The 22,605-nt window shown below is 55.0% G+C and carries 29 protein-coding genes; 20 read left to right on the top strand and 9 right to left on the bottom strand.

The features are described from left to right. Positions 1 to 19: 19 nt before the first annotated feature. The 7 genes from ACMTNU_RS00765 (at position 20) to ACMTNU_RS00735 (ending at position 3,254) form a co-directional block, all read left to right on the top strand. The gene (locus ACMTNU_RS00765) at positions 20 to 259 is read left to right on the top strand and encodes an addiction module protein (RefSeq protein WP_413933292.1); all 240 of its coding nucleotides are present in this window, start codon (positions 20 to 22) and stop codon (positions 257 to 259) included. 8 nt (positions 260 to 267) lie between these two features. Further along, positions 268 to 564: a type II toxin-antitoxin system RelE/ParE family toxin gene (locus ACMTNU_RS00760; protein WP_413933291.1), complete on the top strand. Its 297-nt coding sequence runs from the start codon at positions 268 to 270 to the stop codon at positions 562 to 564. A gap of 24 nt (positions 565 to 588) precedes the next feature. Further along, positions 589 to 807: a BrnA antitoxin family protein gene (locus ACMTNU_RS00755; protein WP_413933290.1), complete on the top strand. Its 219-nt coding sequence runs from the start codon at positions 589 to 591 to the stop codon at positions 805 to 807. Positions 808 to 818: 11 nt separating this feature from the next. Continuing rightward, positions 819 to 1,124 carry a HigA family addiction module antitoxin gene (locus ACMTNU_RS00750; RefSeq protein ID WP_413933289.1) on the top strand — a complete coding sequence of 102 codons (306 nt, stop codon included), beginning with the start codon at positions 819 to 821 and terminating at the stop codon, positions 1,122 to 1,124. A gap of 91 nt (positions 1,125 to 1,215) precedes the next feature. After that, positions 1,216 to 1,647: a hypothetical protein gene (locus ACMTNU_RS00745; protein WP_413933288.1), complete on the top strand. Its 432-nt coding sequence runs from the start codon at positions 1,216 to 1,218 to the stop codon at positions 1,645 to 1,647. Positions 1,648 to 1,896: 249 nt separating this feature from the next. Then, positions 1,897 to 2,901: a hypothetical protein gene (locus ACMTNU_RS00740; RefSeq protein WP_413933287.1), complete on the top strand. Its 1,005-nt coding sequence runs from the start codon at positions 1,897 to 1,899 to the stop codon at positions 2,899 to 2,901. Next, positions 2,898 to 3,254: a hypothetical protein gene (locus ACMTNU_RS00735; RefSeq protein WP_413933286.1), complete on the top strand. Its 357-nt coding sequence runs from the start codon at positions 2,898 to 2,900 to the stop codon at positions 3,252 to 3,254. The genes ACMTNU_RS00740 and ACMTNU_RS00735 overlap by 4 nt, the downstream gene beginning before the upstream one ends. 257 nt (positions 3,255 to 3,511) lie before the next feature. Here the strand turns inward: ACMTNU_RS00735 and ACMTNU_RS00730 are convergent, their stop codons facing one another. The 9 genes from ACMTNU_RS00730 to ACMTNU_RS00690 all read right to left on the bottom strand — a co-directional run bounded on the left by ACMTNU_RS00730 (position 3,512) and on the right by ACMTNU_RS00690 (position 8,736). After that, on the bottom strand, positions 3,512 to 4,666 hold the full coding sequence (locus ACMTNU_RS00730) for a glutaredoxin family protein (RefSeq protein ID WP_413933285.1): 1,155 nt from the start codon (positions 4,664 to 4,666) through the stop codon (positions 3,512 to 3,514). 6 nt (positions 4,667 to 4,672) lie between these two features. Continuing rightward, positions 4,673 to 5,032 carry a c-type cytochrome gene (locus ACMTNU_RS00725; protein WP_413933284.1) on the bottom strand — a complete coding sequence of 120 codons (360 nt, stop codon included), beginning with the start codon at positions 5,030 to 5,032 and terminating at the stop codon, positions 4,673 to 4,675. An 11-nt stretch (positions 5,033 to 5,043) separates the two neighbouring features. Continuing rightward, positions 5,044 to 5,901 (bottom strand): universal stress protein, encoded by an 858-nt coding sequence (locus ACMTNU_RS00720; protein ID WP_413933283.1) that lies wholly within the window; start codon positions 5,899 to 5,901, stop codon positions 5,044 to 5,046. Positions 5,902 to 5,926: 25 nt separating this feature from the next. Beyond that, on the bottom strand, positions 5,927 to 6,406 hold the full coding sequence (locus ACMTNU_RS00715) for a hypothetical protein (RefSeq protein WP_413933282.1): 480 nt from the start codon (positions 6,404 to 6,406) through the stop codon (positions 5,927 to 5,929). Positions 6,407 to 6,527: 121 nt separating this feature from the next. After that, positions 6,528 to 7,028: a BCAM0308 family protein gene (locus ACMTNU_RS00710; RefSeq protein ID WP_413933281.1), complete on the bottom strand. Its 501-nt coding sequence runs from the start codon at positions 7,026 to 7,028 to the stop codon at positions 6,528 to 6,530. Between the two features lie 9 nt (positions 7,029 to 7,037). Next, a complete protein-coding gene (locus tag ACMTNU_RS00705) occupies positions 7,038 to 7,730 on the bottom strand; it encodes a phosphoribosyltransferase (protein ID WP_413933280.1) in 693 nt (230 codons plus the stop codon). 47 nt (positions 7,731 to 7,777) lie between these two features. Beyond that, complete coding sequence (locus ACMTNU_RS00700; RefSeq protein ID WP_413933279.1) at positions 7,778 to 7,930, bottom strand: hypothetical protein; 153 nt, start codon at positions 7,928 to 7,930, stop codon at positions 7,778 to 7,780. A 96-nt stretch (positions 7,931 to 8,026) separates the two neighbouring features. Continuing rightward, entirely contained in the window at positions 8,027 to 8,500 is a 474-nt protein-coding gene (locus ACMTNU_RS00695) for an Hsp20/alpha crystallin family protein (RefSeq protein ID WP_413933278.1), read from the bottom strand. Positions 8,501 to 8,523: 23 nt separating this feature from the next. Beyond that, entirely contained in the window at positions 8,524 to 8,736 is a 213-nt protein-coding gene (locus tag ACMTNU_RS00690) for a hypothetical protein (protein WP_413933277.1), read from the bottom strand. 1,150 nt (positions 8,737 to 9,886) lie between these two features. On the opposite strand from ACMTNU_RS00690, the gene ACMTNU_RS00685 reads away from it, so the two are divergent. The 13 genes from ACMTNU_RS00685 (at position 9,887) to hypF (ending at position 22,497) form a co-directional block, all read left to right on the top strand. Next, positions 9,887 to 12,196, top strand: coding sequence for a PAS domain S-box protein (locus tag ACMTNU_RS00685; protein WP_413933276.1), 2,310 nt, complete (start codon positions 9,887 to 9,889; stop codon positions 12,194 to 12,196). A gap of 11 nt (positions 12,197 to 12,207) precedes the next feature. Beyond that, a complete protein-coding gene (locus tag ACMTNU_RS00680) occupies positions 12,208 to 12,855 on the top strand; it encodes a response regulator (protein ID WP_413933275.1) in 648 nt (215 codons plus the stop codon). Between the two features lie 149 nt (positions 12,856 to 13,004). After that, positions 13,005 to 13,250 (top strand): hypothetical protein, encoded by a 246-nt coding sequence (locus ACMTNU_RS00675; RefSeq protein WP_413933274.1) that lies wholly within the window; start codon positions 13,005 to 13,007, stop codon positions 13,248 to 13,250. Positions 13,251 to 13,810: 560 nt separating this feature from the next. After that, complete coding sequence (locus tag ACMTNU_RS00670) at positions 13,811 to 13,999, top strand: hypothetical protein (RefSeq protein WP_413933273.1); 189 nt, start codon at positions 13,811 to 13,813, stop codon at positions 13,997 to 13,999. Positions 14,000 to 14,029: 30 nt separating this feature from the next. After that, the gene (locus ACMTNU_RS00665; protein WP_413933272.1) at positions 14,030 to 14,278 is read left to right on the top strand and encodes a DUF2934 domain-containing protein; all 249 of its coding nucleotides are present in this window, start codon (positions 14,030 to 14,032) and stop codon (positions 14,276 to 14,278) included. 50 nt (positions 14,279 to 14,328) lie between these two features. Continuing rightward, complete coding sequence (locus tag ACMTNU_RS00660; RefSeq protein ID WP_413933271.1) at positions 14,329 to 14,667, top strand: PepSY domain-containing protein; 339 nt, start codon at positions 14,329 to 14,331, stop codon at positions 14,665 to 14,667. Positions 14,668 to 14,821: 154 nt separating this feature from the next. Further along, on the top strand, positions 14,822 to 15,970 hold the full coding sequence (locus ACMTNU_RS00655; RefSeq protein ID WP_413933270.1) for a 4Fe-4S dicluster domain-containing protein: 1,149 nt from the start codon (positions 14,822 to 14,824) through the stop codon (positions 15,968 to 15,970). 15 nt (positions 15,971 to 15,985) lie between these two features. Next, entirely contained in the window at positions 15,986 to 16,819 is an 834-nt protein-coding gene (locus ACMTNU_RS00650; RefSeq protein WP_413933269.1) for an FAD/NAD(P)-binding protein, read from the top strand. 163 nt (positions 16,820 to 16,982) lie between these two features. Then, complete coding sequence (locus ACMTNU_RS00645; RefSeq protein WP_413933546.1) at positions 16,983 to 17,822, top strand: hypothetical protein; 840 nt, start codon at positions 16,983 to 16,985, stop codon at positions 17,820 to 17,822. A 129-nt stretch (positions 17,823 to 17,951) separates the two neighbouring features. Continuing rightward, on the top strand, positions 17,952 to 19,256 hold the full coding sequence (locus ACMTNU_RS00640; RefSeq protein WP_413933268.1) for a Ni/Fe hydrogenase subunit alpha: 1,305 nt from the start codon (positions 17,952 to 17,954) through the stop codon (positions 19,254 to 19,256). Next, entirely contained in the window at positions 19,246 to 19,779 is a 534-nt protein-coding gene (locus ACMTNU_RS00635) for a hydrogenase maturation protease (protein WP_413933267.1), read from the top strand. The genes ACMTNU_RS00640 and ACMTNU_RS00635 overlap by 11 nt, the downstream gene beginning before the upstream one ends. A 10-nt stretch (positions 19,780 to 19,789) precedes the next feature. Continuing rightward, positions 19,790 to 20,125: a hydrogenase maturation nickel metallochaperone HypA gene (locus ACMTNU_RS00630; protein WP_413933266.1), complete on the top strand. Its 336-nt coding sequence runs from the start codon at positions 19,790 to 19,792 to the stop codon at positions 20,123 to 20,125. Next, positions 20,122 to 22,497, top strand: coding sequence for a carbamoyltransferase HypF (gene hypF / locus ACMTNU_RS00625; RefSeq protein ID WP_413933265.1), 2,376 nt, complete (start codon positions 20,122 to 20,124; stop codon positions 22,495 to 22,497). Before ACMTNU_RS00630 ends, hypF begins: the two co-directional genes overlap by 4 nt. Positions 22,498 to 22,605: the final 108 nt, after the last annotated feature.

Genomic DNA, 22,605 nt, shown 5'->3' with positions numbered 1-22,605 from the left:
TCCGTAGCTGGTGTGAAATATGCCCAAACCAATCCCTTCTCCACCTCCAGGATTCGACGATCTCTCGGTCGAAGAACGGATCGACTTTGTTCAATCTCTCTGGGATCATATCGCAGCCATCCCTAAGCAGGTTCCTGTCCCCGATTGGCATCGAAGGATCATTCGTGAACGGCTAGAGTCGTATCGGGCAGATCACACTGCGGGTCGCCCATGGGCTGATGTTCGCACAGAAATCGAAGCCAAGTTGCGAGATCGCTGATCTGACGAATGGCACGGCGACTCCTCGTCCAACGCCAATCCGATCTGGACATCCAAGCAGCTGCCTTGTGGTACGAAGACCAACGATCTGGGTTGGGTATGCGGTTTCTTAGTGAACTCGACGAAGTCTTTAAGCGGGTTGAAAGCAACTCAAAGCAGTTCCCGCAGTTAGAAGGCGAAGTCAGGCGAGCACTTCTTCGCCATTTTCCCTATGGGGTGTATTTCGTTGAAGGGCCGGACGATGTTGTCGTTCTAGCCGTACTTCATCTACATCGGGAACCAGATATGTGGAAGAGTCGTACTTAAGATAAGGCATTATTGGCCGGGCTTATGAGAAAACACTACGATCTCTCAAAAATGAACGGACGCAAGAATCCGTATATCAAGAATTTGAAACAGCCGGTCACGATGCGGCTGGACTGCGATACGGTGACCTATTTCAAATCCATTGCGGAAGACATGGGAATCCCGTATCAAAGCCTGATCAATCTGTACCTCCGAGACTGCGCGATGCATCACCGAAAGCTCCACATGAAATGGGCGTCGTAAAGAGATCGGCGATGTGTAAGAAACGATTGCCGCCTATCCATCCTGGAGAAATCTTGCGGAAAGAGTTCATTCAGCCGCTGAATCTCTCCGCCAACACCCTTGCCCAACGCCTTGGTGTGACGACCACACGTGTTAACGAGATTGCTAATGAGAGGCGTGGTATTATGGCAGGCACGGCACTGCGGTTGGCGCGGTGCTTTTCCACCACGCTAGAATTCTGGATGAACCTGCAGCAGCGATGTGAGTTGGAAGCTATACGTCGGGCAGTGGGTATAGCTGTGGAACGTGAAGTTGTTGCACTAGACTTAGGGAGGTAGGAAGGTTTCACCCCGTTGACATGAGACAAGGTTAGTTCGAAGTGAACTTATTTGATTTCGGATTAGAGAGATCAGAGAGTTGGAGTGCAGAGTGAATCACCTATTACAATGGCTGCTATATTCAGCCCTGATAGCCTCGCCGATGGGATGCGGCCAGCAGTGGTCTCAGGGTGAAAAGGAAGATGCTGAGCATTTCATCCAATCAATCAGCTTTGTGGTTCAAGCGCATGAGTTGTCAAACAGGCGAGGGGCTGGGCTCATATCCAAATCGGAATTGGACGAAACCCTCTCTTTGTACAAGAGCGCACTCCGTGAGGCAAACATTACAACAGACAAAGTTCTGGCGAAAGCGCATTCTGAGTTACCGAAGAACTATCGTCTTTATTTCCAAAAAGGAATTGAGCTTCGTATTAGCTCTTGGACAAACGACAGGCCTTATGAGGAGATTCAAGGATCAGCGCTTATGGATTCATGGGCAGATTGGTATGAAAGGAACCGACAAAATATAAAGATCCCGCGCTAAATCACCACATTTATAGAAAATAATGTGGTCGCATGTAGGAAATCACCGCAGATATTTCTAGTATCGCCTTGAGTTGCCTGTTGAGGGTGGCGCTTGGTTCTCAATGGCTCGACAAGGACTGACTCCTTAAATCCTCGTTGACTCCTTCAGGCCACACTAAGGTCACAAGTTAGAATGCAGCCCTGTCGTAGAATTGTGTTGTTTGGAGCAGGTGCCTCTCATGGGGCGAGATTGGAGCATCGCCCTCCCTTGGGCATTACGCTTCATGATTATGTGGAGAGGTACTTAGGGAAGAAGTGTTCTGAGCTGCGAGAATGGGACTCCTACGATGTTACAACTGATTCGGTGACTGCTTCCCATGGAGTGCGTAACAAACTGAAGCAACTTTTAGCAAACGTGCAGCCATTTGAACGATTGGCTACTCATCTCTCTGAGCGCCAGGAGTGGGACCTTCTCGCAAAGCTGAACTTTCTTATGGCGGGCTCCATGACTCCGCCCATGTTTCCGCTAATGCGCAATGATGAGCCACGAGTAGATGACTCTTTTATTGAACAGCCAGATATATACGATGCCTTCTTGAGAAAAAGTTTCGCTACGAGCCAAGAATGGTCTAACGCATCCCTCGTTACTTTAAATTACGACTGCCTGCTTGAGCGTGCAATTTGTCGTGTTCTTTTCGACGGTCCACACGATGGAGAATCACAATGTCTGTGTACGCATGTAAATTATTGCATTGGAGAAAAGGGGGATCGACCTATTGAGGTGCTAAAGCCTCACGGATCCATAAATTGGATCGGAGATCTTGAGGGAAGTGCCAATGATGATGGCACAATCCCGATCACCCACAGTCTTGAAGCTGATGGCAGGCCTAGTTACAAGCAAGTTCAGAGTGTGGCTTCTCTCATTGGCCGAGACCCAGACGAACTCATAATCGCCACTTATGCACCAGGAAAGAGGCCTCAAGCCAACCCTGAACTATTGTTGAGGATTCAAGAAAGGGCAAAGTCTCGCGCACGGGAGGCAGTCTTGGTCGAGATCATAGGTATTCATTTACCTCATGAAAATGCGAATGACGATCCTTTCCTCTGTGAGCTACTTGGATTAATGGCGAGTAAGGTTAAAACTGGATGCAGAGTCATTTATGTGAACCCTGTTGATGAGGAAATAAAGAGAGCTAAACATCATTATCATTTCGAAACGGCACAAAAGACATTCCGAGACTATGTAGATACCTCAATCGGTGTGATGCAATGATAAATTTTATCGTTAACTTTGCGTTTCTAGTAATCCTCTCCACCATGGTGGCCTCTCTATTCATTAAGCTCACGGGGTTACCATTCTGGAGCGGAGCTCTGGTCCTGGTGAGCTTCGCAGTTGTTCTATACGGACTGAACATTGTTCTCATGCGCCACTATATCGAGAAGTATGTGCCAGGGTTCTTAGAGGTCGATGCAGCCCTACTGCTTCCGGAAAAGGGGCAAAACTGTTTATGGGAGGCGACAGCAGGAACTGGCATTGTTCCAAAGTGGGTTTCGTGGGTTGGGATGGGTGCAATCGCATGTATTGTTGGAAGTTGCATCTGGCTAGCCGTCTGGCTCTGGTCTTAGTTGCTCAACGCAATCGGCCTGCCCCCAGCACTCACCGGCAGAGCGAAGATCGAATTCAGATCGAATTCGCTGATCTTGAGAATTTCTTCAACAAGACGCGATAACCACAGCAAGGTTTCTTCAAAGGCTTCAATACCGTTTGACTCCCCGGGTCATCTCCGCTGCGTGGGGGCCGGTGAGCAAGGTGATGAGGGAAGATGCACAAATACCAACCCAGTCGCAGCGGGCACGTTGTGGTGTTGAGGTGAGGTGCTCTTTCAGAGCAACCTCTCAGGATGGAAAAGTAGAATCACTCCTAGAGAGGCCATGACCAACCCGCTGGCTAGTTTCAACCAGCGGCCCGCTTGTTCCTGTAATTTTCTTCGGCTCAACGTGATCACTGCGATCGTTACCATGACGGTGTCATCAAGAATGTAGGCCAGGTTATACAGGCCGAGATAGGCATAGTATTGCCAGGTCGGCAACTGTTGCATCGTCAGAATCTGGGTGTAGACCGCTGGAAACCCTGCCGTACAGAGCAGTTCGATCGTATTGACCAGGCCGGCCAGTACGACGACGCCCGCCAAGGCCCCGGCGAGATATTCCGCTTGAAGGATGCGGCGAATTCTGACGTAGAGTCCCGGTCTCGCGGATTCGGGAATGCTGAGCGAGATACCGGCATGGAAGGCAAAGAAGTCCTTGATATTGACCGCCCCCACGAGAAGCGCGACGCTGCCCAACGTGATCTGGGCCGCGCGTGAGAAGCCGAGCAGAAGAAACATATTCAGCCAAGCGGCCATGAAGGCGAAGTAGAACAACCCGCTCACAGCGACGAAAGTGCCGGCGATGAGCGCTATTTTTCGCCGATCGTGCAGATTGACCAGCAGCGACAGGAGAAAGAGCAGGACCCACATCGCACAAGGGTTGAAGCCGTCAAGTAGCCCGATGAGAAGGGTGAAGAGCGGAAGGCCGAGCTCGTGAACGCGAAGTCGGCCGAACCATCCTGCCTCGATGCCATCGTCAGACGGTTGCGAGGCGGTACCTTGTGCGGTCAGATCCAGTTTGGCGAGGATCTCAGCTCCAGTCGTGTCGGCGGACTGAAATCCGATGAGCACCTCTGTGCCGATGACAAAGGTCGGTACGCCGATTGTGGTGACTCCGTGATCGCTTGCCAATGTTTCAAGTCGCTGTCGCGCAGCGGAGTCTGCGGCGATGTCGTAGAGGGCAATCTGAAGCGACGGGCGCTCACGTCGAAGGTCGTCGAGGAAGATCTTTGCCGCTTCACAATGCGGGCATCCGGCTCGGACGAACACCTCGATATCCGGATTCGTCTCTCCTGGCAAGGCACTTGCCCAGCCGCAGAGGAGAAGGATGAACAGTTGTATCGCGAGGCGAGGCAGGAAGCACAACTGCTTTGTGAGCTGGACCGACACCCTACGCTAACTGGTGAGATCCGGTTGTGCGACGGACCTAATGTAGGAGAGCACATCCAGCATTTGCTGATCAGTCAGCTTCCCTCGAAAGCCGTGCATGGGACTGAACAGCACGCCGTTAGAGATCGCCACCAGGAGTTCCCAATCGGTCTTGGATCGACTCTGTTTGGATTGAAGATTGGCCGGCGGGATGACCAAGTCCTTGCTGTCAGAACCGTTCCCGTCAAGTGTGACCCCATGACAACGGAGGCACTGTTGCTCATAGACAGCTTGGCCGGCTCTCGTATCCCCGCGGATCACTTGAGCAAAGACTATAGGAGTCGAGACGGAAATGAGTGCCATCGCGAAGAGCAGCATCGTCTTCATCTTCAATCCTTTCACCGTAGGACCAACACCGGACAGGTAACATGATGCACGACCGCATGCGAGACACTGCCTAGGAGAAAGCGGGAAATTCCCTTTCGTCCATGAGAGGTCACGACCACTAAATCCATATCCTTCGCCTCCTGTTCGATCACGGCGACGGGATTCCCTTGGACCACTTTCGTAGTCACCGTATGGTGAGCGCTGACAAGTTTGCCGGCGGTCGATTTGACAAGCTCCTCCGCATATCGTTGCACATCGTCCAGCCAGGCGCTGATTTCCGGTCCGACATAGGGCTCATTAACCCCGATCGGGACGACAGCGTGGATCACACACAGTTCGACGGGATCGACGAAGGGATGCTGCGTCAGCCATCGGACGACTCGGTCGGCATCGTCTCGATCCTCAATAGCAACGAGCACCCGTTGAATCTTGCGTGCCGCACCTCTGACGATCAAGGTCGGGCGGGAGCTGTGCAACAGTACGCGATGGGATACGCTGCCAAGAACGACTTCGGACAAACGGTTCCGCCCACGAGCTCCAATCACGACCAAATCGGCCGATAGATTGTTCGCACTATCGAGGATAAGCTGAGCGGGATTGCTGACCTCGTTGACCTTCCTGATCGACGTGACCTCCGCCGGGACCATAGCAGCAGCACGTTCCACGACTTGTCGCCCCGAATCGACCATTGCACGGCGGAAATCGTCGTACCCTTGCACGTTGCCCGCTTGGGCCACAAACGGATGCTCCAGCATCCCTAATTCGATGCCGTGGACCAACGTGACATCGGTGGGATGATAGAGGTGGAACGTCTGGGCGACCGCAGCGAATGTCTGATCCGACCAGTCGACGCCGATGATGACTCTCATGCCATAGCCTTTCCCATCCGATTCATCAAAACAGCGGATGTGGGGCGGTCCCGAATGGAAGCACGCGCGGTGATTCACCGAGATTGCCGCGAAGACGCCACGCTCTATCTTCGAGGACGAGGTAGTGTATTTCCTCATGCCAACTGTCGATGGGGACATAGAGGCCGCTGGTCTTTGATTTTGCCCAGAGGTGGCCGGTACAGGTGATCTCCAGCACGGCGTCGCGACCCGCTCCGACCCTGGCTATCTTTGTGAAGAGGTGGGTGCTGGCAATATTCTGATACTCCTCAAACAGCTCTTTCCAGATTGTTCGGAGATCATCCTTCTTCAGCCCGTGATAGTTGTATTGAGAAGCGTACATGCTCATGACCTTGTCGAGGTCATGGGTTTTGATGGCTTCTTCTGCCTGCTCAAAGGCACCGAGCACGGCTTTGAGCGTTGCCTGGTCGACTTCGATCACTGAACCGGTCGGAGGCACGACGATTTTTGCCTCGGCTGTACCCATACCCACGATCAAGACCACGGCGATTATGAAACGGGTGATGGTCGATGGTGCCTGGCTTCTCAAGATCGAGTGACCCCCCTTCTGGTATCGATGCGCATCATAAACATGAGTCAACCATGTGTCATCTCGTCCATGTGACGCGCACAAAATCTTCATCCTTGTCGTAATGCAACTCCAGCTCGCCATGATACGCATGCTTCAATGCCTCACCGATTCGCCGAGGCAGATGGCTGTCAGTCGTGGAGATGACGAGGCCTTCGGGTTTGGTTTCGATCGACATGATTCGAGACAGGGGGTGTTCACGTTTCTCAGTTTCCTCCGCATTCCTCACCAGGCCGGTCACTTGTTCATGCTGGTCATCCTTAAAAGCGCCTTTGAGCGTGACAAGGCCCTTGGGGTACTTGTCACGGATTCTCATGCAAGCGGGGCAGGTGATCTCATCAGCGTCCAGCGGTTTCGCGCCCCAGGTCCATCGTCCCTTATGAAACACGGCTCCGCATTCGGTGCAGACCGTCGGTTCCCTGAGTTTTCCGCGCAGCTTATAGGTGTCGTGTTGATACTCCTGGACAGTCCGATCATGTCGAGCTCCCAGGCCGGCGGATGTCTTTGTTTTAGCTGTCATACTGCTCCCTTAGCGCGGCGGCGAGGTTGTTGACGCGTGTGCCCGTTCCTTCCACTCCAACAGCGATTCGTCCGCCAGGTTGAGGTACTCCACCACGTCGTGATCGCTGACCTGGGCAAAGTCTATGTAGTGATTGCCCACGGCCCAGAATGGATCCGGTGTGGCAAGGACCACCAACTCATCCACCTGCCTACGGGCTTCGTGGATGGTCTCCACCGGGCCGACCGGAATGGCGCCGATCAGGCGACCTGGTTTGAAGTGTCTGATGGATTGGACCGATGCGAAGAATGTGGAACCGGTCGCGATGCCGTCATCGACGAGGATGACGATGCGGTCGGTCAACGTGGGCAGGTGCCGGCCCTGGCGGTAAAGCGTTTGCCGGCGAGCGATCTCTCGCTGCTGCACCTGGACCACATCCTCAATGTCCGCACGAGACAGACCATACGTCGCCCTGGCATCCGGGTTGAGATAGACTATTCCGGTCTCCCCCACCGCGCCGAGTGCATACTCGGAGTTGTCCGGCGCGCCCAGTTTTCTGGTGATGAACACATCCAGGGGAAGGTGCAGCCCCAGGCTCAGCTGATACCCGACTGCCACCCCTCCACGAGGAAGTGCCAGGATGACTGCTGCCGGGTTTTCACGATACTGGAGCAGTCGATCGACCAGCCGTCGACCAGCTTCTTCGCGATTCTTAAACGTCACACGAACCTCTGGTTGTCTGCTTGGCTCAACCAAGTAAATCTGCCAATCTATGCAAGACCGCTTGTCACACCAACCCCGATCAGAAACATCACCATGAAGATCAGAATCAGCATGAGCAGCAGATGATGCTGTGACCCGGATTCCTTCTCATCCCAATGGACGTCCCATGGAATCTCGAGGTAACGGGGATGGCGAAACATGGCGCCCTCCTTTTCTGAGCAAGGCCAAGGGTGAGGTTCAGATCAAGTCAGGGACAGCGTTCTGGCCCTCAACCTGAACCTAAACCTCGACTCCTCTTACGACACCTTCACTTCAATCGCCTTTGGCTTGGCCTTCTCCGACTTTGGAAGATGGACTTTCAGCACGCCGTCTTTATACTCGGCGTTGACCTTGGACCCGTCGGCATCTTCAGGAAGCGTAAAGCTCCGCATGAAACTGCCGTAGGCGCGCTCAACCCGGTGATATTTTTTGCTCTTTTCTTCCTTCTCGTATTTCCGTTCACCACTGATCGCAAGTACATCGTCATGAACATTGATCTTGATCTCTTCTTTCTTCATCTCGGGAAGTTCCGCTTTGATGACGTATTCTTTGTCATCTTCCGAGATATCCACCAGCGGTGCCCATTCGGCAACCGAGATGGCTTCCTTCTTGTCGCTGCCGGCTGGAGTTGCCGTACGCCCAAAGTAGCCTGAGAGTCGTTTTTCCATCTCCTCGAGTTCTTTGAAAGGGTTCCATCTTGTCGTCGGCTCCCATCGTGTCAATGCGCTCATGACCATCGCCTCCTTGTGGGTTGTTATGAGTGTCTGATACAGGGCTTCACACTGTAATGCCCCCTTTGTTGTAGCTTCAGAATCACGTCGCCCTCTCGGCTGAGTCGATCGACCTCCAGAAAGACTTGGTTCCACGTCAGCCCTGGGCATCGGTGGGCGATCTCTTCGAGGTCGCAACCTGGCGAGCGACGCACAATGTCCATGACAGCTTGTGTCGTTGCCGTCTGTGTCATCATCGTCCTCCCTTCCATAACTCAACCATTGCCACTTTGAGGCCAGTGCATTGACGGTGCCAAGGGAGAAGGGGACAACGGTTGGTGGCTGTCTTCTTAGGAAATGCGATGAGTTAGACCGTTAGGAGGATCCAGCGCCGTGAAGATGACGAGGCGGTTTGTAGCATTACGGGACAGTGGTCTCGGTGAGGCTGTCGCCTCTTTCGACAGCTTAGCGAGTGAACTGACTGAGAGAATGTGGCGCGAGATCACTATCGAATCCGGTCTTATCAAGGTCTTCTTTTGTAGTATGAAGGCCGTGTTGATTCCGACTGGATCAGGGTTATCTAGGAAGTGAAGGAGGTGTCATGAGTGTAGAGAGATCGGCCGTAGGTGAGGGGCCCGTTCTTGTGCAGCTAGTGTCCAATGGATGCGGGCGCTGTTTCCGTCGAGGAGTCAGGGTGTTCAAGGGACGCGCCATCGATCGTCGGTGCCACTAGGCACGGCCGCCGAGTCGGCCTGATCGGAAAGTGAGGCGCGGGGCAATCAGCCTCATGCGACTGAAGGATTGCCGAACGTGACTCCGGCCAGATGACGGCCCCCGTGGTTTCACGCAAGAGCGGGCCATTTGTTGATTGCTACCAAATCCCTCCAATCTATCTCCCACTCGCAGATCACAAGAAGATGACATCCATAGGGTGCAGCCTCCATTTGTTTTGTTCGAGGAAGGCAACAGGAAAAAACGAGAGCGAAGGCGGGTCTAGAGAGCTCTTTTGCACTTGTGGAGGTCTTGGAGGGGTTTAGGCTCCCCGCTTGGTACCGGCGGGCCTGCTCACCGCCCCAGCGCTCGACCTCAATTCCCTTGACTGTTCCTCTCACCGAGGCCTCCGCTCACTTATCAGATAACTCCATTTTTTAAAGAATCAATCGCCGAGTTAATTACGACCGTCCTGGCCCCTCCGATCCTAGGCATTTTCCTAATCATGCATACAAAGATTACTGGAACCCTCCTGATCCAGCCATTTGAGGCTCACTGCTCTTGTCTGGGTATCACACGAAGCCTAGAATCATGGCCTCTCCCATGCCACCGAAAACGATCAAGAAGAGTTCTTCATCCAAGAGAAGGCCGCCACGGGGCGCGCGACGTGTGGACATTAGGCCAAGGCGTCGGACCGTGCCGTCTGTAGAAGAACTATTCACCAAAGCCTTCCATTTGAGTCCCTATCCAATTGGAATCACTGACCTGGAAACGGGGCGCTGTCTAGAAGTTAACGATGCCTGCTTGGATCTCTTTGGGTTTCAACGCGATGAAGTGATAGGGCAACCGGCGTTAATGCCGAGGATTTGGCCTGAGGCTCAGGAGCGGAGCCGGCTAATTGATCGGGTGAAATCTGATGGAACGGTTCAAAATCTCGAAGTCGCCGTCCGGTCGAAGCGTGGAGAAATGCGGCAAGTCCTCATCTCGGTTGATCTGATCGGGTTAGGAGGTAAACATTGCTTGCTGACCACCGGCCACGATATCACTGAACGCAAGCAGGCGGAAGAGGCATTGCGTCGGAGCGAAGAGCGGTGGCAACTCGCCGCGACCGGGACAACCGATGGGATATGGGATTGGGACGTTACCGGACATACTGTGTTTTTATCCTCGCGGTGGAAACAGGTACGTGGCTACCACGAGGACGAAATCAGTGCAGAAGAGGTTGAATGGTCGTCTCGGATCCATCCGGAGGACTTTTCACGGGTGATGGCAACGGTACAATCCTATTTCAACAAAGACATCCCCACGTTTGAGTGCGAATATCGTACAAGGCGAAAAGATGGAACGTATTACTGGGTCAACGACCGCGGGGTTGCGGTCTGGGACGCACAAGGACAAGTGATTCGCATGGTGGGGTCCGAAACGGACATCACTGAACGTAAGCAGGCGGAGGTAGAGCGACAGAAGTTTGTGTCGCTGGCCGATCAAAGCCTCGAGTTCATTGGGATGTGCAACCTGGACTTCAAGCCATTCTATGTCAATGAAGCCGGCCGGAGGCTTGTCGGGCTGGACTCGCTCGAGCAAGCGTGCGCGGCGCACGTGAAGGACTATTTCTTCCCCGAAGACCAGCCGAGGATCATCGGCGAATTTTTACCCAGCGTCCTGCGTCAGGGGCACGGCGAAATCGTGGTACGTTTCCGTCACTTCAAGACCGGCGAGGCGCTGTGGATGATTTACAACGTGTTTCAGGTCATGGATGAAAACGGTCAAGTGGCCGGCTACGCCACGGTCAGTCGCGACATCACCGAGCGCAAGCGGGCGGAGGAGGAGCTCCGCCAGCTCAACGAAACGCTTGAGCAGCGCGTCGTTGAGCGGATGGCTGAGCTTCGTCGGTCAAACGAACGGTTGGGCGCTGAGATCGTTGAGCGGAACGCCGTAGAACTCTCGCTGTTCAAGAGTGAAGAGCGGCTTCAAAGCATGCTGGATCACAGCCCGAACTTGATTTTTATGAAGGACCTACAAGGCCGCTACCTCGATGCCAATACACAGTTCCAGCAGACATTCCATCTCACAAGGCCGGACATCATTGGCAAAACGGATCATGATATTTTTCCACCGGAGCAGGCTGTTATCTATCGTGCCAACGATCTCAAAGTCATAGCTGCGGGGCGGTCGCTCCAGTTTGAAGAAATGGCAGTGCAGGATGATGGGCTCCATACGAGCATCGTATGGAAATTTCCGCTTCGGCAACTCGACGGCGCACTGTACGCAATTTGTGGCATTGTGACGGATATTACGGAGCGGAGGCGGGCGGAGGAGGCACTCCGTTGGAATCAACGTGAGTTGCAGGAGTCACGAGCACAACTTCAAGACCTGGCGTCGTTGCTCCTCAGGGCTCAAGACAGCGAACGCCAGCGAATCGCCCGCGATCTCCACGATGACTTCAGCCAGCGACTGGCGGCTGTGACGCTCGATGTGGCGGCGCTCGAACGGAATCCTCCACTCATGCCGGAGTTGCTCAGCAATGCCCTGGAGCCGGTGCGTGAAGAGCTGGCCCAGCTCGCCAACGATTTTCGCCAGTTAGCCCATCGCTTACACCCCTCCTTGTTGAAACATGCCGGGTTGCAAGCGGCACTCGAAGAATTTGTCCAGCATGCGATGCAGCGAACCGGTCTGCAGATCACGCTCAAAGTCAACAATGTTCCTGATTCGCTCCCGCCTGATCTCACCATGTGCTTGTTTCGGGTGTGCCAGGAAAGCCTTCAGAATGTGGTGAAGCATGCCAAAGCGACGGACGTTCTGGTTAAGCTGAGTGGCTCATCTAGAATTATCGGTCTGTCGGTGATGGACAATGGGACAGGATTTGATGTGCAGGACAAGAGTAGTCACCAGAAGGGAATGGGATTAATTAGTATGCAGGAGCGGCTGCGATTACTGAATGGATGTTTGAACATTCATTCCAGGGCGGCGAACGGGACCAAGGTTTGTGCCTGGATTCCATTTTAGGAGAAGAAATTGTGACCCGTCCACGCATCCTCATGGCGGATGACCATTCGCTCGTGTTGGCCGGTATCCGGAGATTGGTCGAAGAGCTAGCAGAGGTGGTCGGTACCGTCGAGGACGGTCGAGCCTTGCTTAACGAAGCACAACGGCTGCGACCGGATATTATTCTCCTGGACATTTCCATGCCTCTGCTGAATGGCATAGACGCAGCCAGACAACTCACGAAACTCATGCCGGAGAGTAAATTGATTTTCGTGACCATGCATGCCACTCCGACCTATGTTGCTGAGGCGTTTAAGGTTGGGGCGGCAGGTTATTTGCTCAAACAGTCCGCGGCGGATGAGTTGAAGCAAGCCATCCAGGCCGTGTTGAGGGGGCAGCACTACATGACGCCAGCGGTGACCAAGGATATGATGGGGGCGACCCTTCTTCCAGCCGAGCGGCCGGTCTCGAAGCGGCCCATCACTGCGCTCCCACCGCGTCAGCGTGAAGTGCTGCAGCTCATCGCGGAGGGGAAAAGCACAAGGTCGATTGCTTCCATTCTCAACATTTCCGTTAAGACTGTCGAATATCACAGAGCCAGGATCATGGAGGAGTTGAATCTCCACTCTACTGCCGAGCTTACCCGATTTGCCGTGAGCGAAGGCCTGGTGAGTCTCTAAACAGCTCGATCTTTCATCTCTCGCCTCGTTTAGTACATTCACTCCAGTAATGTTTCATCGTATTCCTAGGAATGTCCTAGTATCACGCTGAGAGTCTTTCAAATACGCTAAAACTCGTTGACGTGGATTTCATCAAAAAGAGGTTGCCTATGATATTTGCAGCAATCACTGTGCGTGTGCACCGTGTGCTAGAACAGCTCGGCACGGCCTGCTCCATGGAAGAGGTGGTGACGCTCTGTCCTGAACTAACGTGGAACCAGGTGTTCCTCGCAATCGACTATTTGAGTCGAAGCGGTCAAGTTCAGGTAACGCTGGACGGCGACAGGGCCTATCGGGTGCAGGCCTATCACGATGTCGCAGTCGCGACTTCTCCTGCGGCACCCGTTCCATTGTAACTAGTCTGAAAAGTGTCCTATGGATTGGAGAACCCTTAGGTCTGCCAAAGTGTGGTTTGCGTGAGGGGCCACCTTGGTCAGTCGCACAAGGTATCTGGTCGGAGGATCACGATAGAACAATTTCGGCGCGTGCCGGAAGACGAAGATTCGACGATGGAAGAAGCCGAGGTGTCGATGGAGACCAAAAGGATTCAGGAAACCGGTCGAACCCCGAGCAGGCCCGCATTGAACGTTTGCTGCATGCACCAACGGATGATTGATGACGTCCTGACGAGGGACGGTAGGCCGACCGGCAAGGTTCGCTGTCTTGAGTGTGAGGCCATCTTTGACGATCCTTATAAGAGTAAGAGGTCGAAGTAAGGTGATATTTCTGGAATTGTCTTCAACAGTCTTGCCAAGAAACTCCAGCTAATAGCGAAAAAGCACAACGTGAGTAACTTCAGGGGCTTCGAAGAGTCATTGTTGTTGGCGACCCTGAGTGGCCTCTAGCCTCTAGGATGTCCCAGAACTCTACTGTTCCTAAAATAACGGAGAACTCATGAACCAGAAGGGAGAGAATCATGAAAGTTATCATTCGGTCCCCAGGTGGCCAGCTCGAAGAAGTGGTTCTTGAATGCCCAGATCTGACCTGGAATCAGGTGTTCTGTGAGTTAGACCGCTTGAGCCGAGTAGGACAAGTCAGGCTGACGATGAAAGGTCTCGGCCTCTATGCCGTGTCGAGTCCCTCCGCGTACAACACCTCCATCTAAAGAGTAAATAAAGAAGGGAGCCTTTGGATCATGCGAACACCCAGCGGTAAAGAGCCACGAAAACGGACGAGTGCCGAACGTGTACAAAGCAGGGAGCCGAAGGACGCTGTGAAGGAACCGGTTCATCGCCAACCGATTTTCCCTTCTGATGATGTACAAGCCCGTATCGCCAATCGCGCCTATGAGTTCTACGTCGAGCGTGGCTATCGACAGGGTTATGCAGTCGATGATTGGTTGGAGGCGGAGCGGGAGATCCATGGTCACAAAGACAACACGTAGCAGCGTCTATGTAAGCCTCTTGGGTTGGGCCAAGCTAGAAAAAGAGGGAGATGTCCATCAATCACCAATTGCGCATTGTGTTCATGTTTCTCCTGTTGGGCGTGGCAGGAACGTTGACCGGGACTGGAACAGCCTACAGTGACAAGAAAAAGTCGACGGGGAACGTGGAGATGGCCGTTGGGGCCAAGGTGACGATCGAGCAGGCCATCAAAACCACATCAGAGAAAGTGTCAGGCAAGATCATCGAGGCTCAACTCAAACCTAACAACCTGGTCTGGAGGGTGAAGGTCATCAAGGCGGAAAGCAAGGTGCTTGAAGTTCATATCGACGCTGAGAGCGGGGTAGTAATCAATGTGAAGGAAGGATCGACAGCGTCGAAGAAGTTTTAGAGAGGAGTGAAGTGCTATCAGTTTTGAATGTGACGGTTAGAGATCATGAAGCCTCACGAGATAAGAGAAGACGGAGGTGATCCTTCCCTCCTTGCGCGAGAGGACAGAAGCTCATACTATGGCAGGATGATTTGCCAGACTATGAGTAGGGTTTGTGGCTGACGATCATCACAAAGTCATCCCGGCAGCTCACGTCCAGCAATTACTCGATGCCTTGAGCGTTAGGGGGTATCGAATTCTTGGCCCTACAGTCCGCGACGGCGGGGTGGTATGGGACACGATTAGGCGAGTGGCCGACCTGCCGGTAGGCTGGCGCGATCATCAGGAGCCGGGGCGCTATCGGTTGGAACAAACTGGCTCCAAAGACATCTTCGGAGTCGTGCATGGACCGCAATCGCTAAAGCCTTTCGCCTTCACGCCGCGTGAACCGCTCGTACAGATTGAGCGGAGCAAAGACGGATTCACCACAAGGTCTACACTTCCCCCATCGGAGAAGGTGGCGGTCATCGGCGCTCGTGCCTGTGATCTCGCAGGATTGGCCATCCAAGATCAAATTTTTCTACAAGGCGAGTATCAGGACCCCTACTACGCGACTCGCCGTGAGGGGCTGTTCATCATTGCTGTCAACTGTACCAGAGCACTGCAGACCTGCTTTTGCGCATCCATGGACACGGGTCCCTGTGTTAAGAACGGTTCCGATCTCACTCTGACTGAAGTGGACGATCAGCTGCTGATCGAAGCAGGCAGCGAATCCGGGTCTGATCTGCTTTCTGCCCTCTCCCTGTCTCCAGCTTCTCAAGGATTGACCCGTGAGGCGGCGGCGCGGGGAGATGCCTGTGCACAAAGCCAAGTCCGCCGACTGGATCGCACGCGTCTGCCGCAAGCCCTTCACGAGGCGCATGAGCATCCACGCTGGGACGATGTAGCGGCACGATGTCTGGCCTGTGGGAATTGCACGATGGTCTGTCCGACGTGCTTCTGCCATAAGGTCGAAGAGACACCGGATCTCACCCGGCAGAACAGCGAGCACGCCAGATTGTGGGATTCCTGTTTCACACAGGAGCATGGGTACATTCATGGCAAGAATATCCGTCCAATGATCAAGGATCGCTACCGGATGTGGCTGACGCATAAGCTTGCCTCGTGGATCGATCAATTCGGAACATCCGGATGCGTCGGCTGCGGCCGGTGCATCACCTGGTGTCCGGTTGGGATCGATCTGACTGAGGAGGTATCGGCGTTACTGAAGTCGAGTGAACAGCGGTCAACCAGCAGCCGTCCGCAAGAGGCGCCCGGCAGATAGCTTTGCAGGAAGCACATGATCAATCCCTACCTGATACATCCGGCCACCATCATGGAGAAGATCCGGGAGGCTGACAGCATCCACACCTACCGGCTGAGGTTGAATGATGAAGCGACCCGCCGCAACTTTCGTTTCGCAGCCGGGCAGTTCAACATGGTGTATTTGTTCGGTGTCGGGGAGGTGGCGATCTCAATTGTGTCAGACCCGGAGGAGCCGGAGAGGCTGGACCATACCATCAGATCCGTGGGGCGAGTGACCTCCGCAATCGCACAACTGCAACCCGGTGAGACTCTGGGAATCCGAGGCCCATTCGGACAAGGTTGGCCGCTTGAGGCGGTGCGCGGCCATGATGTCGTCATCGTGACGGGAGGGCTGGGGTGTGCCCCGGTGGTGGGGGCGATCGACTATATGTTTCGGCGGCGTCGGCACTACGGCTCCGTCAAGATCATCCATGGTGTGAAGACGTCGCGAGACCTGCTCTTTCATGAACGGTTCGAGGCCTGGGGAAAACAGCCTGACACGGAAGTTCTGCTGGCCAGCACTCGGCCGGACGAGACGTGGCGCTACCATGTCGGTGTGGTGACGGATCTGTTCGAGCGTGTGACGCTGGATCCAGCGAAGACCATGGTCCTCATGTGCGGTCCTGAGATCATGATGCGCCTGGGTGTGCCGATCTTGATGAGACGGGGAATTCCAGCAACAGCCATCTATGTTTCGCTGGAACGGCATATGGAATGCGGGATCGGCTTGTGCGGCCATTGCCAGATGGGTCCGTACTTCCTGTGCAAAGATGGTCCCGTCATGCGATATGACCTGGTTGAGCCGTGGTTAGGACGGGGAGGAGTATAACGCGTGACGCGTCGCTCGTATCTCGTGAAACGTGAGTCATCTAGAGCTAGGAGTTTCTTGTTTCGAGTTTCATGTTTTAGATGATTGAGACGGATACACGAAACCTGAAACACGAAACTCGAGACTCGTGGCCGAGCCGGAGACAACACTTGCGTTACCCATGATGGAAAAGAAGGACCTGTTGGCAAAGACTGACACAGGGACACAACGGCCAAGGCTTGGGGTGTTCAAATTCGCCTCCTGCGACGGCTGCCAGCTCAGTATCCTGAATCTGGAGGACGAGCTGCTCGCACTGGGGCAGGCGCTGGATATTGCCTATTTCCCAGAAGCCTCCAGCACCATGGACTCAGGCCCGTACGAGCTCGCGTTGGTTGAGGGGTCGATCACCACGGAAGAGGACGTGCATCGCATTCGGTTCGTGCGAGAGCAGGCGAAGGTGTTAATCACAATCGGCGCGTGCGCCACGGCCGGCGGGATTCAAGCCTTGCGCAACTGGGTCGACGTCGAGTCGTTCAAGCAGGTGGTGTATCCGAGTCCGGACTATATCCAGAGTCTCAAGACCTCCACGCCGATCTCTGAACATGTGCACGTGGATTTCGAATTGTGGGGCTGCCCCATCGACAAAGGCCAGTTGTTGCGGGTCATCACGGACCTGTTGGCCGGCGTTCAACCTCGGCTGCCTGTCGAAAGCGTCTGTCTGGAATGCAAGAGGCGCGGGAATGTCTGTGTGATGGTGGCCAAGGGCCTGGCATGCCTGGGTCCCGTCACCCGCGCAGGCTGCGGCGCGATCTGTCCCAGCATGGGCCGGGACTGCTACGGCTGTTTCGGTCCAACTGAGGGCGACCGGAAAGGGCCTGGCCTTCCACCCAACACCGCCTCGCTTGCAAGTCACTTCCATGACGGGCTGCAATTGATCCCAGTCGAAGTCTTACGGAGATTTCGCGGGATCAATGGGTATGCGGTGCCTTTTCGTGAGGAGAGCAACGCTTGGGAACAAAGATGAGTCATGAAAAACGGTCATTGGTCAACAGTCATTCATCAAGAAGGAAGAAAATGACTAATGACTATGGCCAGTGGCTGATATCTCGGACTGGCAACGTGAAATCCAACAAGTAAGTTAATCAAGACCTCAATGGCTGAAGAAACATCCCAAACACGAATCATTTCGGTGGGCACGATTGCCCGTGTCGAGGGTGAGGGTGCGCTTCGTGTCACGGTGAAAGCTGGAACTATCCAGGATGTGGAGCTGAAGATTTTCGAGCCGCCGAGGTTTTTCGAAGCTTTCCTGCAGGGACGCCATTACGGCGAAGTGCCGGACATTGTCGCTCGGATCTGCGGCATCTGCCCCGTGGCCTATCAGATGAGTGCGGTCCATGCGATCGAGCAGATTTTCGGTCTGCACGTCGATGGGGCCCTGCGTGACCTGCGTCGGCTGATCTACTGTGGCGAGTGGATCGAAAGCCATGCGCTCCACGTCTTTATGCTGCAGGCGCCGGACTTTCTCGGCTACGAGAGCGGGATTGCCATGGCCAAGGACCATGCATCGCTGGTCACCAGAGGACTGCGACTCAAGAAAGCGGGCAATGCGATCATGACGTTGCTCGGGGGTCGGTCCGTACACCCGGTTTCCGTGAAAGTCGGCGGCTTCTCGCGGGTGCCGTCGCGGCGTGAGTTGGACGCGTTGAAGAATGAGCTGCTCTGGGCGCGTGATGCCGCAGTGGAAACTGTGCGTTGGGTTGCAGGGTTCGATTACCCGGAGTTTACTCCGGACTATACTTGTGTGGCGCTGCGTCATCCCGACGAGTATCCATTCAACGAGGGACGGATCGTGACCGGCACCGGCCTGGATATTTCTGTCGACGAGTTCGAACGGCATTTCTCCGAGCATCAGGTATCCTACTCCAGCGCATTACACTGCACGTTGCAGGGCGCGCCGTATTTGGTTGGGCCGTTGGCTCGCGTAAATCTGAATCACGATCGGTTGCCTCACGCAGTCAGGCAGGTGCTGGCGGATACGGGGTTGTCGCTGCCTCTGCGCAATCCCTTTCACGGGATTGTCGCCCGCTCGATCGAACTACTCTACGCGCTGGAAGAATCGCTACGACTGATCGAACGGTACGACTCGCCACCTGAACCGGCGCTGCCGGTTGTGGTTCGGCCGGGTATCGGCATGGCTTGTACGGAAGCGCCAAGAGGCATTCTCTACCATCGGTATCGGGTGGACGGCGATGGCGTGATCCGCGAAGCCAAGATCGTGCCACCCACCTCACAGAATCAGGGCCGCATTGAGCAGGATCTCCGTCTGTTCCTCCCCCGAGTGTTGGATCGTTCCAATGAGGAAGCATCGCTCGCCTGCGAGCGGGTCATCCGTTGCTATGACCCGTGCATTTCCTGCGCGACCCATTTTCTGAATTTGGAGATCAGGCGTGACCAGTGATGGCGCAGGGGACGAGGCGAGCGCGAAAGGCGTGAGTGGCGAGAGGGGGGGCGGGTCTCGCTCAGTCTCTATTCGTATCATCGGCCTTGGGAACCGCATGAGAGGAGATGATGTGGTCGGACTATTGGTGGCTCGCCGACTTCGCCGGGAAGTTGAGGGCCTCGTCGACGTGATCGAGGCGGAGATGGCGGGGGTGGATCTCGTGGAATTGATGAAAGGGGCAAACGTCGTGATCCTGATCGATGCTGCCCGCAGTGGACAAGCTCCAGGCACGATCCATCGACTTGATGCCTCAGTTGGTCCGATCGGTAGACGGATCTTCCCGCAATCAAGCCACGCCCTCGGCACGGTGGATGCGTTGGAGTTGGCCCGCGCGATGGGGGTGCTTCCTGCTACCGTGATCGTGTACGGAGTCGAAGTAGAGAATACAGAGGCAGGTGAACCGTTATCGCCTGCCGTGGTCAAGGTGTTGGAGCAGCTCGTGGACCGGATCCTCCAGGACTGTGAGACTTGCCGTGCATGAACTCCATCTCATGAGGCAGGTTATCAAAACCGTGGAAGCCAGCTTGAGTGAAACGGGAGACGCTAAACTATCTGTTGTGCGACTGAAAGTCAGCGCGGTCTCGCATCTGCTCACTCACGATCACGCCGCACTCCAAGCCGCATTCCAATCGGCTGCCAGAGGTACGAAGGCTGAGGGTGCGAGGTTAGAGGTCATTCCTGTTCCTGCTGATGCCTGGTGCCCGCAATGCCAGCGAGATGTTTCTATCACACCAGCGCATGAGGTCTGTTCCGCATGTGGAGAGCCGGTGGTAGCCGGGTCAACAGAGTCGGAAGTGGTACTCCATGAATTAGTGGTGCAGGGGTGAGGAAGGCCCTCACTCAGCGTGTCCAGGTCAATGTGCAGGGAACGGTGCAAGGGGTGGGGTTCCGCCCATTTGTCTACCGATTGGCACGTGAGCTGAAGTTGAGCGGCTGGGTTCGCAATACCAGGAACGGTGTCGTGGTCGAAGTTGAGGGGACTGCGGAGGCGATGGAGACATTCCTTGATCGGCTCCAAGCCGATGCACCGGCATCGGCTTGCATTGAGGCGATACACACCAACATCATCCCGGCACGTGGCGACGCGAGCTTTGCAATCGTTACGAGTACTTCACTAGGTGAACGATGCCTGGTCATTCCACCAGATCTTGCAACCTGCGAAGACTGTCGGCGCGAACTTTTTGATCCACAGGATCGCCGTTTCCGCTACCCATTCATCACCTGCACACAATGTGGCCCGCGCTGCAGTTTGCTCACGGCGATCCCCTATCAGCGGTCCAATACGACGATGGCCGGGTTCGGACTTTGTTCCGCCTGTCGTGCTGAGTATGAATCTGAGGCCGATCGCCGCTTTCATGCGGAACCGATCGCCTGCTCCAAGTGCGGTCCTCGGCTGAGTTTGTGGGATGAGCAGGGCTGCGAAATTGCAGCTGAGGAGGGAGCCTTACAGCGCGTGGTGGCATTGCTCGCTGAAGGTCTCATTGTGGCAGTGAAGGGACTGGGCGGGTTTCAGCTCTGGGTGGACGCACAGTCAGAGGAGGCTGTCCGGCGGTTGCGCGATCGAAAACAGAGAGCTGATAAACCCTTTGCCGTTCTGTTTCCTTCTATCGCAGCAACCAGAAACGACTGCCTGCTGTCTTCGGAGGAGGAATCGTTGCTCTGCTCACCACAAGCGCCGATCGTTCTGGTGCGAAAGCGGCAAGATTCAGCCCTTGCTGAAGCCGTGGCACCGGGCAATCCCTATCTCGGTGTGATGGTACCGGCCACGCCACTCCATCATCTCTTGATGGCCTCGCTGAAGCGTCCCATGGTGGCCACGAGCGGCAATCGTTCTGAAGAACCGATCGTGATCGACGAACGTGAGGCACTGGTTCGACTGAGGGGTATTGCCGATGCGTTTCTCGTGCATGACAGGCCGATCTCAAGGCCGGTCGATGATTCGGTCGTGTTGGTGGTTGACCGTACGCCGGAGAACAACGAAAGGGACGAGACGCAGAAGCGAAAGGCTGACCAGATGATCCTTCGGCGGGCGCGGGGCTATGTCCCGCAGCCGATCCGCTTGAGCGATGGTCTGGTAAACAAAGCGCAGGGTTCGATCCTTGCCGTGGGCGGACATCTGAAGAACACGGTTGCGCTCCTGATGGGTCATCGTGTCGTGCTCAGTCAGCACCTTGGCGATCTTTCCACTGTTGAAGCGGACAAGGCCTTCCGCCAAACCATTGAGGGTCTCCAGCGACTACTTGCTGTTAAGCCACAGGCCATCGCCTGTGATCTCCATCCTGATTATCGTTCGACCGGCGTCGCGCAAAAACTGGCTGCGAGACTGTCTGTCCCGTTGGTTCCCGTGCAGCATCACCATGCCCACGTGGCATCAGGAATGGCGGAACACAAGCTTGACGGCGAGGTGTTGGGCATCGCCTGGGACGGAGCTGGATATGGAACGGACGGGCAAGTGTGGGGCGGAGAGTTTTTGATCGCGAGCTACCGACAATTCACTCGGTTCGCATCGCTCAGACCCTTTCGGTTGCTTGGTGGCGAAGCAGCGATGAAGGCACCGGGCCGATCTGCTGCAGCCGCCTTGTGGGAACTGATGGGAGAAACGATGGTGCATCATGAGCTTCCATCCTGGAACATGACAGGATATCAGCGTGCGCATCTAGCAGCGCTACTCCGATCCGGCATCGCCTCGCCTTGGACGACGAGCATGGGGCGGCTGTTCGACACGGTGGCATCACTCACAGGCTTGTGTGCACAGGCTTCCTTTGAAGGCCAAGCTGCCATGGCAGTGCAGTTTGCTGCGGAGCGAGAATGGGAGGCAGGCGGAGGACGCGTACAAGGCTATCCGATCGAGCTAGTGACGAGTGAGAGTTCCGATACGAGGTGGGTCGTTGACTGGCGACCCATGATCAGCGCCACGCTCGATGACCTTCGCAGAGGCCACCGACCTGAACTGATTACCGCGCGAGTTCATGTTGGCCTTGCGGAGGGAGCTGTTCGAGTGGCTCAGGCCGCTGGTCTGCCTCGCGTCGTGCTGACCGGTGGCTGCTTTCAGAACCGGCTGCTCCTGTCACTCGTGAGACAACGGTTGGAGCGCGCAGGATTCACCGTCTATAGTCACAGCCTGGTTCCACCCAATGATGGTGGACTATCGTTGGGACAGGCAGTGGTTGCTGCGTACAGCGTATCTCGTGAAGCGTGAAGCGCGGGAACGATTTCAGGTTGCAAGTTTCATGTTTTCAGTTGGGCGATTTGGGGGGAGCAAATTCTCTAACCTGAAACTCGAAACAAGAAACCCGAAACTCGAACA

This window comes from Nitrospira sp. BLG_1 (genome assembly GCF_047338595.1).
Lineage (GTDB): Bacteria > Nitrospirota > Nitrospiria > Nitrospirales > Nitrospiraceae > Nitrospira_D.
Note: the sequence above shows the minus strand (reverse complement) of the source record. Positions and strands in the feature narration are given on the sequence as shown.

Bases quoted from the DNA above. Each gene is read 5' to 3' on its own strand.
- ACMTNU_RS00765 (WP_413933292.1), top strand. From the start codon at position 20: ATGCCCAAACCAATCCCTTCTCCACCTCCAGGATTCGACGATCTCTCG.
- ACMTNU_RS00660 (WP_413933271.1), top strand. From the start codon at position 14,329: ATGTCCATCAATCACCAATTGCGCATTGTGTTCATGTTTCTCCTGTTG.
- ACMTNU_RS00715 (WP_413933282.1), bottom strand. From the start codon at position 6,406: ATGGGTACAGCCGAGGCAAAAATCGTCGTGCCTCCGACCGGTTCAGTG.
- ACMTNU_RS00695 (WP_413933278.1), bottom strand. From the start codon at position 8,500: ATGAGCGCATTGACACGATGGGAGCCGACGACAAGATGGAACCCTTTC.
- ACMTNU_RS00670 (WP_413933273.1), top strand. From the start codon at position 13,811: ATGAAAGTTATCATTCGGTCCCCAGGTGGCCAGCTCGAAGAAGTGGTT.
- ACMTNU_RS00630 (WP_413933266.1), top strand. From the start codon at position 19,790: ATGAGGCAGGTTATCAAAACCGTGGAAGCCAGCTTGAGTGAAACGGGA.
- ACMTNU_RS00760 (WP_413933291.1), top strand. From the start codon at position 268: ATGGCACGGCGACTCCTCGTCCAACGCCAATCCGATCTGGACATCCAA.
- ACMTNU_RS00665 (WP_413933272.1), top strand. From the start codon at position 14,030: ATGCGAACACCCAGCGGTAAAGAGCCACGAAAACGGACGAGTGCCGAA.
- ACMTNU_RS00690 (WP_413933277.1), bottom strand. From the start codon at position 8,736: ATGATGACACAGACGGCAACGACACAAGCTGTCATGGACATTGTGCGT.
- ACMTNU_RS00710 (WP_413933281.1), bottom strand. From the start codon at position 7,028: ATGACAGCTAAAACAAAGACATCCGCCGGCCTGGGAGCTCGACATGAT.
- ACMTNU_RS00675 (WP_413933274.1), top strand. From the start codon at position 13,005: ATGATATTTGCAGCAATCACTGTGCGTGTGCACCGTGTGCTAGAACAG.
- ACMTNU_RS00735 (WP_413933286.1), top strand. From the start codon at position 2,898: ATGATAAATTTTATCGTTAACTTTGCGTTTCTAGTAATCCTCTCCACC.
- ACMTNU_RS00755 (WP_413933290.1), top strand. From the start codon at position 589: ATGAGAAAACACTACGATCTCTCAAAAATGAACGGACGCAAGAATCCG.
- ACMTNU_RS00720 (WP_413933283.1), bottom strand. From the start codon at position 5,901: ATGAGAGTCATCATCGGCGTCGACTGGTCGGATCAGACATTCGCTGCG.
- ACMTNU_RS00645 (WP_413933546.1), top strand. From the start codon at position 16,983: ATGGAAAAGAAGGACCTGTTGGCAAAGACTGACACAGGGACACAACGG.
- ACMTNU_RS00700 (WP_413933279.1), bottom strand. From the start codon at position 7,930: ATGTTTCGCCATCCCCGTTACCTCGAGATTCCATGGGACGTCCATTGG.
- ACMTNU_RS00640 (WP_413933268.1), top strand. From the start codon at position 17,952: ATGGCTGAAGAAACATCCCAAACACGAATCATTTCGGTGGGCACGATT.
- ACMTNU_RS00725 (WP_413933284.1), bottom strand. From the start codon at position 5,032: ATGAAGACGATGCTGCTCTTCGCGATGGCACTCATTTCCGTCTCGACT.
- ACMTNU_RS00650 (WP_413933269.1), top strand. From the start codon at position 15,986: ATGATCAATCCCTACCTGATACATCCGGCCACCATCATGGAGAAGATC.
- ACMTNU_RS00750 (WP_413933289.1), top strand. From the start codon at position 819: ATGTGTAAGAAACGATTGCCGCCTATCCATCCTGGAGAAATCTTGCGG.